7 protein-coding genes are annotated in these 8,300 nt (G+C 40.1%); all 7 read right to left on the bottom strand.

Features of this window, described 5'->3' with window-relative positions:
* Positions 1-54 precede the first annotated feature (54 nt).
* Entirely contained in the window at positions 55-624 is a 570-nt protein-coding gene (locus KX581_RS01895) for an outer membrane beta-barrel protein (protein WP_000725042.1), read from the bottom strand.
* Complete coding sequence (gene hefC / locus KX581_RS01890; RefSeq protein WP_231175424.1) at positions 621-3,707, bottom strand: efflux RND transporter permease subunit HefC; 3,087 nt, start codon at positions 3,705-3,707, stop codon at positions 621-623. Before hefC ends, KX581_RS01895 begins: the two co-directional genes overlap by 4 nt.
* 12 nt (positions 3,708-3,719) lie before the next feature.
* The gene (gene hefB, locus KX581_RS01885; protein WP_064432237.1) at positions 3,720-4,424 is read right to left on the bottom strand and encodes an efflux RND transporter periplasmic adaptor subunit HefB; all 705 of its coding nucleotides are present in this window, start codon (positions 4,422-4,424) and stop codon (positions 3,720-3,722) included.
* Between the two features lie 9 nt (positions 4,425-4,433).
* Positions 4,434-5,867, bottom strand: coding sequence for an efflux RND transporter outer membrane subunit HefA (hefA, locus tag KX581_RS01880; protein ID WP_231175423.1), 1,434 nt, complete (start codon positions 5,865-5,867; stop codon positions 4,434-4,436).
* Between the two features lie 9 nt (positions 5,868-5,876).
* A complete protein-coding gene (gene hemE / locus KX581_RS01875; protein WP_231175422.1) occupies positions 5,877-6,896 on the bottom strand; it encodes a uroporphyrinogen decarboxylase in 1,020 nt (339 codons plus the stop codon).
* 68 nt (positions 6,897-6,964) lie between these two features.
* A complete protein-coding gene (locus KX581_RS01870; RefSeq protein WP_162967938.1) occupies positions 6,965-7,582 on the bottom strand; it encodes a hypothetical protein in 618 nt (205 codons plus the stop codon).
* Positions 7,579-8,235: a 3-methyladenine DNA glycosylase gene (locus tag KX581_RS01865; protein WP_180604806.1), complete on the bottom strand. Its 657-nt coding sequence runs from the start codon at positions 8,233-8,235 to the stop codon at positions 7,579-7,581. Before KX581_RS01865 ends, KX581_RS01870 begins: the two co-directional genes overlap by 4 nt.
* Positions 8,236-8,300: the final 65 nt, after the last annotated feature.

Below are 8,300 nucleotides of genomic sequence, written 5' to 3'. Positions count from 1 at the left end.
TATAGGGATCGTATCTTGTAAATGGAAGCCATCATTGGGCTATTTGGAACTTTTTTAAAACGCGTAACTATAAGCCGCATGGATAAAAACGCTCTCTAAAAAATAAGAATTTTTAAAAGAATTTCTGGTGTTTGAAAAAGGGATTTTAGCCCCAAGCTCTATGCGGTGGTGATGAGCAATCGTGCTGCCAAGCCCCACATTAAACAAGCCGTTATAACCCATAAACGAACTATTTTTCATGCCTAAATGGTTGCTTTGATAAAAATACCCTATCCCAAGCCCCCCATACACCCCAAAGCTGTATTTTTTGTAAGTGTAAAAATCGCTCAATACATCTGCATTCAAGCTCAATAAAGAAGTGTTAATCGTGTGCAATGCGGTGGGTTTTATCGCCATAAGGTAGGAAAATTCACCCCTTAGCGCTAGAGCTTTAAAAAAAGCGAATTGATATCCCCCTTTAGCCCCCCATAAAAAAGCCGTATAAGAAGAATCGCTAACGGGTTTTGGGGTTATTTCAATAGGGGCTAAACCCACCATAGCCCCAAAATAAATATGACTTTTTTTAGGCTCAAACGCCCCTAACAAGCCCACCCATAAAGCCAAAATTAAAACAATTTTTTTCATTCTAAAGTTTTTTGGTTTTGATAAAACCGCTTGATTTTGTCGTCTATGGGAGCGAGAAGGCGATAAAACACCGGCACAATGAGTAAGCTTAAGACCATAGAAATCATTAAGCCCCCACTCATCGCAATCCCTATAGGGGATTTCATCGCCGCTCCATCCCCACTCGCCAACGCTAAAGGCAGCATGCCGCAAACCATCGCAATGGTCGTCATTAAAATCGGTCTTAAACGGGTTTTGCCGGCAAACAAAATGGCTTCTTGGATATTCAAACCTTTTTTACGCTCTTCATTCGCCACATCAATTAAAAGCGTGGCGTTTTTACCCACCATACCAATGAGCAAGATCAAGCCTATCATAGAGAACATGCTCAAAGGCTGATGGACTAAACCCAGAGCAAAAAACGCCCCTGAAAAGCTTAAAGGCATGGTAACCATGATGATAAAAGGCTCTAAAATGGACTCATACAACGCCGCTAAAATCATATAAATCAGCACAAACGCTGTCGCTAGAGCGACTAAAAACTCCCCGTTGCTCTCTTTGGCGTTATCCGCTTCTCCGGTGAATCTGTAATTCGCCCCTTCAACCAGCCATTCTTTCGTGTTTTTACTCACTTGCGTTAAGATCTCGCCCAAAGAAACGCCCGCATTCCTATTAGGCTCAGCAAGCACCGTAACGCTGCGTTGGCGGTTATAGCGAGAAATGCTGGACGGGCTTTTAGTTTCTGTGATTTCCACTAAAGCGTCTAAAAACATCAATTTATCGTATTTGTTACGCACTTGCAAGCGTTTGATGTCTTCTACAGAAACGCGCTTGTCATCAGGCACTCTAATGATCATGTCGTATTCTTTACCATCTTCTTTGAACACGCTCGCTTGAGAAGTCCCAGAAAAAGCAGAACTCACCACTGATCCAATGGTTTGAGCGCTCACGCCGTATTTGTTAGCGTTTTGTCTTAAGATTTTCAGTTGCAGTTGCGGTTGCGATTCGCTCGTGCTTGTATGATAGCTTTCAACCTTGCCTTTTAATTCAGGGCTTTCTAATAAGAATTTTTTCAAATTCGCCACGCTTTTATCTACCGCTTCTTGAGAATGGGAAAACACAAAGGTTTGGAAGGGCGAACTATCCCCACCGCCCCCTATAAGAGCAACTTCAGAAAGATTAATAGTATCTAAACCTTTAGCTTCAGGCAAGCTTCTCAACTCTTTCCTTAAAGCGCTCATCAACTCAAATTGCCCCAATTCATGCTCTTTTTTGCGCTCTTTTAAAGGCTTGAGTTGCACAAAAATCTTAGCCTTAAAAGGGTTTTGTGTGGTGCCATAACCCACTTGCAAAGTGGTAAATTCCACCTCAGCATGCTTTTCAATCGCTTTTTGAAAGATCTTACTCTTTTGTGTCATGTAATCTATGCTCACGCCCGGTTTAGCCTTAAGCCACACTAAAAACCTCCCCCTATCTTCTTTCAGCATGAACTCCATACCCAATTTAGAAGCCACAAAAAGCGAACCCACAAACACCAAAACCACCGCTATAAAGATAATGAGCTTGTGGTTTAATACCCATTGGAGTAATTTGGTATAACGAGATTCTAAAGCCTTAAAAAAAGGCTCACTCCACACATAAAAACGAGAATGCCTAGGGTTGACCACGACTGAGCTTACCATGGGGATAATCGTAACGACCACCACATACGATAGAGCGATCGCTAAAGCCACCGTGATCCCAAAGCTTTGGAAAAAACGCCCGATAATGCCTTTCATGTTCCCTATGGGCACAAAAACAGAGAGCAGCATCGCTGAAATCGCCACTAGAGCAAAGCCAATTTCCCTCACCCCCTCATAACTCGCTTTGCGTTTGTTCATGCCCATTTCTAGCTTTTTATGGATGTTTTCAATCACCACGATCGCATCATCAATGATAATCCCTATCGCTAGCGTTAAAGCCACCATGGTGAGCATGTTTAATGAAAAGCCCATCCATTGAATGAGCGCAAAAGTCCCCATGACAGAAATAGGGATAGAGATCGCTGAAACGAGAGTGATCGTGCCGTTACGCAAGAATGCAAACACCACTAAAACCGCCAAAATCGCCCCCAAGACCAAGTCAAATTTCACATCTTCAATAGAGGTGCGGATATAGCCCGTGGTGTCTAAAAAGGGTCTGATTTCATAGTTAGGGCTAATGGCTTGAATGTGTTTTAAAGCTTCATACACCCTATCTACGATTTCAATTTCATTCGCTCCGGCAATCTTTTGGATTTCTAAAATCACACCAGGCTTGTCTTTAAAGCTCGCAAAAGTGTTGTCTTCTTCCAAACCGATTTCAATCTTTGCAATATCGCCAAGACGCACATGATTACCCACTTGGATCTTTTCCACATCCGCCACGCTGTAACTATTCGCATTCACCAAAATAGACAATTCCCTTTGGCTATTAACAATGCGCCCCCCATCAATTTCCACATTCTCCGCTTTAAGCGTGCTGAAAAGATCCGCATAAGTCAGGTTGTATTTATTCATCAAAGTGGGATCTGCATAAATCCTAATCTGGCGTTCCCTAAAGCCATTGAGTTGCACGCCCCCTACCCCATCGATTTTTTGGAGCATGGGTTTAATGGTTTTTTTAGCGTAGTCATTGAGGGTTGTAGCAGGCACGCTTGAACTGCTCACGAATAACGAAATAATGGCTTGGCTGTCGGTATCAAATTTATTGATAGAGGGTTTTTTAATGTTAGAATCATCAAAACGCACCGAAGAAATTTTATTAACCACATCGTTCAAGGCTTCTTCATTAGGCTTTTCTAATTCAAATTCAATGACGACAATGCTCACATTTTTAGAACTCGTAGAAGTAACCTTTTTGATCCCATCAATCCCCATCACCGCTTCTTCAATCTTGTCGGTTACCTTACTCTCTATGATTTCAGCGCTAGCCCCAGGATAAGTCGTAGTAACCACCACCGTAGGCAGATCAATTTTAGGGAAAAGCGCCACGCTCAATTTTTTAAAACCCATAGTCCCAAAAAAGACAATCGCCAAAGCAAACATCAAGGTCGTAATAGGACGATTAATCGCTGTTTTATACATCAAAAGATCCTATTATTTCGTTTGGATAAACCCATCGCCAAAAAGCCCCACTGCCATAGGCTTAGATAAAAGGGCTTCAGCGCTCACTTTTCTGGTGTTTTCATCAACCGTGGGGTAAATTTTAGTGATTTTAGCTTCATGCTGATTGGAATCCCCGTCTATAGAATAAGTGTAAGTGTCCCCCACTTTGACTGCATTAATATATTTAGAATCAAATTCAATAACCAATTTCCTAGCATGGCTGACTAGCCTCAATAACACCGTGTTATTCGCACTCACCCCTTCGCCCACTTGAATGTTTTTACTCGCTATGACGCCATCAAAAGGGGCTCTCAAAATGGTTTTATTCAATAGTGCAATAGAATAAGCGTAATCTGATTCCAAACGCCTGTAATTGAACTCATAACTTTCTAGAGTGTTTTTATCCACAGCGCCCCCAATTTTGCTGTATCGTTGGTATTGCTTTTTAGCGAAAATGAGTTGTTGCTCGGTAGAATCGCTCTGAGCCTGCTTGTCTTGATTATACAAAAGCAACAAAACATCGCCCTTTTTGACCACGCTCCCCTCAGTAACCTTAATGCTATCCACAATCCCTGTGCTGTCTAAGGTGAGCTTGGAGTCTTGCATCGCTTTCACATTGAAAATCGCATACACTCTCTCGCCAGCTTCCAAACTCAAAAGACTCAAAAAAAGTCCCATTAAAATTTTTCGTATCATTTTTATCCCTTAATGCACATAGTCGTCTATTTTATGCCCGCTGTTGAAAATGTAATTAGCTTTTTGCACTTCATAATTGTTGAGCGCTAAATTGTAAGCCACTTCCGCATCAAAGCACGTGGTTAAGCCCCTTAAATAGGTGGTGAAATCCACTAAATTAGCGTCGTATTTTCTTTTAATATTGGCAAAAGAAAGATTAGCCGCATCCAAACTAGCCTTTGAAGATTCAATCTTGGCTCTGGCAATATCAAGCGACTTCCTGTAAAGCTGTTCGTCTTTTTCTTGCTCTAATTTTTTATACGCTAAATTCTTTTCATTCGCTAATCTCCCCAACATGATGGATTGTTTTTGCAAGCTCAACCCTATATCATCAAAAAATTTCATGCTCGCAGTAACCCCAGCCGTATTTTGCTGGCCTGGGTAGAAGTTCCCAAAACCCCCCAAAGCGTAAGCGGGTTTTTGGATCCAAAAAAGCCATGAGTCATAAACATCTATCGTAGGGTAATAGTTGAGTTGTTTGTTTTGGTATTTGAGCGCGGAAATTTGCTCCCTTAAAGAAACTAAATCTTGCCTTTCTCTCAATTGCAAATTAGGCACATCAATCGTAGTCTTTTTTAAATTTTTCACACTGAGGTTAGTGAGATATTCTAAAGTCAAGCGGTTTTGCTCCAAAGCAAATTGCATGTCTAAAATATCGTATTCGCTCAAATTCCCTTGCGCTTTTAGGCTTTGCAAATCATCAATCGTGGTTAGCCCTTTGTCATAGAGTTTGGTAACCCTTTTAATGTCTGTTTTGATTTGCTCTAATTTCTTTTGTAAAGCGATCATGCGAGCGAGATTGTTAAAATACTCATAATATTGTTGCACCACTTGCAAATACACGCTCTGGCGGCTATACTCTAAATTAGCCACAGTGGATCGGTAAGTCGCAGACTTTTCTTTGACATTATTCACATCGCTAAAACCATTAAACACATTCAATTTGACTTGAGCTTGGAGTTGTTGCGTGTTATAATGTTTGAAATTTGGAGTATCCCTAGCTTCATTTTTAAAGTAATAATTCGCATCCAAAGTGGGCAAAAACATCGCTTTGGCGATGGTATGGTTCTTCATCGCTTGCTTGACACTGAGTTCTTGCGCTTGCAAACTGAGATTAGTGGTAGCCCCCTTTAGCAATTCATAAAGCCCCAAAGCGGCTTTATCGCTTTTTTCATGGTATTTAGCAATCTCTTGATTGATAGTGGTCGCTGTTTCTTTAGGCGAGGGCAAAAAACTCGGTGTTGCTTCTAAAGAACTTGTCGGCGGATCAATGAGCTTTAAATTCTTATGACTGTAATTGTTAAGGATTTGCTTGATTTCATCTGGGGTTTTAGAGGGGGTTTGGGCTAGAGCTAAAGCTGCACACAAGCCCCATAAACTAACATATCTTATAATAGTTTTCATCAAGCCCCCCTATCGCCTGGTTTTAGCATGCACTAATTGCACTAAATATTTTGCGTTTTCTCTGGGTAAATCCGGCAGCATCCCATGCCCTAAATTAAAAATATGCCCTTGATGGCCCATGACTTTTAGAATCCTTTCAACCCCTTCTTCTAAAGCGCTTTTATCATAAAGGCGGGTGGGTTCTAAATTCCCTTGCAAAACATACTTATCGCCTAAAATCTTTTTTGCCACTTCTAAAGGAGTGCCCCAATCCACGCCAAACACATCAAATTCCCCGTCTATGCTATCCAAATAAGCGCCAATCCCTTTAGGGAAAAGGATAACCGGGATATGCGTATAGCGTTTTTTAAGCTCTTTAGAGATTTTTTTCAAATAACCCCAACTGAATTTCAAATACGCTTCTTTTTCTAAAGCGCTAGCCCATGAGTCAAAAATCATCACCGCATTGGCCCCTGCTTGGATTTGAAGGCTCAAATACTCTATCAATTCAAGGCTTAATTTTTTTAAAAGCGCTTTTAAAACTTCAGGCTCGCTATAGAGCATTTTTTTGCTTTTGGCATACGATTTGCTCCCCTCGCCTTCTATCATGTAAGTCGCTAAAGTCCAAGGCGATCCGCAAAAACCGATTAACGCTTTCTCTTTAGAAAGCTTTTGGCGCGTTTGAGAAATCGTATCATAGACATAGTTTAGTTGTTTATAAGCCCCTACTTTTAGGCTTTCCACGCTTTTTAAATCCGTAATAGTCTCTAAAAAATGCGGCCCCTTTTTGGGGATAAACTCCAAATTCAAGCCCATTTCCAAAGGCACTACTAAAATATCGCTAAACAAAATAGCCGCATCCACGCCTAAAATCTCTACCGGCTGTAGGGTAACTTCTGTGGCTAAATCGCTATTTTTACACAATTCCAAGAAGCTCCCCGCTTTTTTACGGCTCTTTTGGTATTCGCTAAGGTAACGCCCCGCTTGTCTCATCATCCAAATGGGCGTGTAAGGCGTTTCCTTTCTAAAACATGCATCAATGAAAATCATCATAAATCCTTAAAGGTTTGTCTGATTATTGTTTTTATACTCTATAGTCATTTTTTAAAATGAATATTTTACCCTAAAAATCTAGTAAAATCATAAAAGGTGAAAGTGATACCAATAGAATAGATATTCAATCGTGGCGTGCCAAAGGCTTTAGAAAATTTGCTTTGGATGAAATAAAAAGGGATACCGCCCCTTGCTTCTATGCTCAAGCCAAAATTTTTAGCCGCATTGAAAAACAAGCCCACACTCCCCACCGCTGATTGGATATTGAATTGATACTTATCAATCTTAGCCCCTAAAATTTGAAGCTGATAGCCTAAGGCGATTTTAGGGATAACCCACCCCTTAAAAAGCCTCACCCCAGCCATAAACCCAGCGCTCATGAAATACGAATCGCCCATTCCTGCATCCAAATACCCCCCTAATAAAGCTTTCTTTTTTAAAACGAACCCTGCTTGAAAGCCTAAAGAAGCGTCATGGTAAATTTTATCCATTAAAATAGGCGGGCGGTTTTTAGGGCGGATGGGGGATCTTTTAGTCGTCTCTGCATGCTGGTAAAGATAGCCGATTTTAAAAGAGCCAAAATATTTTTTAGTAGGCTCTAGAGGTTTGAAAAAATCCCCATCCTTTTTGGCCAATAAAACACCTTTTAAAAGGCTTAAAATTAAGAAAAATCTAAAAATCAAAGCTTTAATTCCAATTTTTGTTTGGAAAACTCTACAATCTTTCCATGGAATCTCGCATAAAGTTGCGCTAAAGAAATGGTGTTTTCATAAAGCGCTAAGGCGGAATTTAAATTCTCTTGAACGCCTTTTTCAAAAAAATGTTGCAATTCATCATAATCTTCTATCTCTATGCCTAATTTTTTTAAAAAAAGATAGCTGTATTTATCCACCACCATCACTTCTTTAGCGCACGCATAGCATAAAATCGCATCCGCGCTTTCTTTGCCAATACCCTTTTGGTCTAAAAGCCACTCTCTGGTTACTTCTTGTTTAAAATTTTCAAAACTTTGAAAGTCTTTTAAAATATTCCCGCTCAAATCAATCAATCGTTTGGCTTTTTGGTTATAAAACCCGCTAGGGCGGACACATTCTGCAAGCTTTGAAAACTCCATATAAGCGATTTTTTTAAGATTGATCTCATCATCATTTTCTAAAATAAAAGCGTTTTTTAGATTTTCTAAAGATTTCAAAACGGCTTCAAATTTAGTGTTTTGCGTTAAAACCGCCCCTAATAGAGCTTCAAATTTCAAAGCGTTAGGCCACCACCAACTAGGGGCGTTTTTCAATAAATCCAAGCTCTTTAAAGCCTTTAAAATTTCAAAACTATCTAACACAATAACCGCCTGTAATTAAAGTATAAATAAAGGAATCAAAAAGAGTATTTTATTAAAAAAGAAGT

Origin of the sequence: Helicobacter pylori, from assembly GCF_021062735.1 — a bacterium.
GTDB lineage: Bacteria > Campylobacterota > Campylobacteria > Campylobacterales > Helicobacteraceae > Helicobacter > Helicobacter pylori_DN.
This window is presented reverse-complemented; position numbering and strand designations above follow the sequence as displayed.

What these genes read in the sequence shown, in the direction of transcription:
- hefC (WP_231175424.1), bottom strand. Translation starts at nt 3,707, where the DNA reads ATGTATAAAACAGCGATTAATCGTCCTATTACGACCTTGATGTTTGCT.
- hemE (WP_231175422.1), bottom strand. Translation starts at nt 6,896, where the DNA reads ATGATTTTCATTGATGCATGTTTTAGAAAGGAAACGCCTTACACGCCC.
- hefB (WP_064432237.1), bottom strand. Translation starts at nt 4,424, where the DNA reads ATGATACGAAAAATTTTAATGGGACTTTTTTTGAGTCTTTTGAGTTTG.
- KX581_RS01895 (WP_000725042.1), bottom strand. Translation starts at nt 624, where the DNA reads ATGAAAAAAATTGTTTTAATTTTGGCTTTATGGGTGGGCTTGTTAGGG.
- hefA (WP_231175423.1), bottom strand. Translation starts at nt 5,867, where the DNA reads ATGAAAACTATTATAAGATATGTTAGTTTATGGGGCTTGTGTGCAGCT.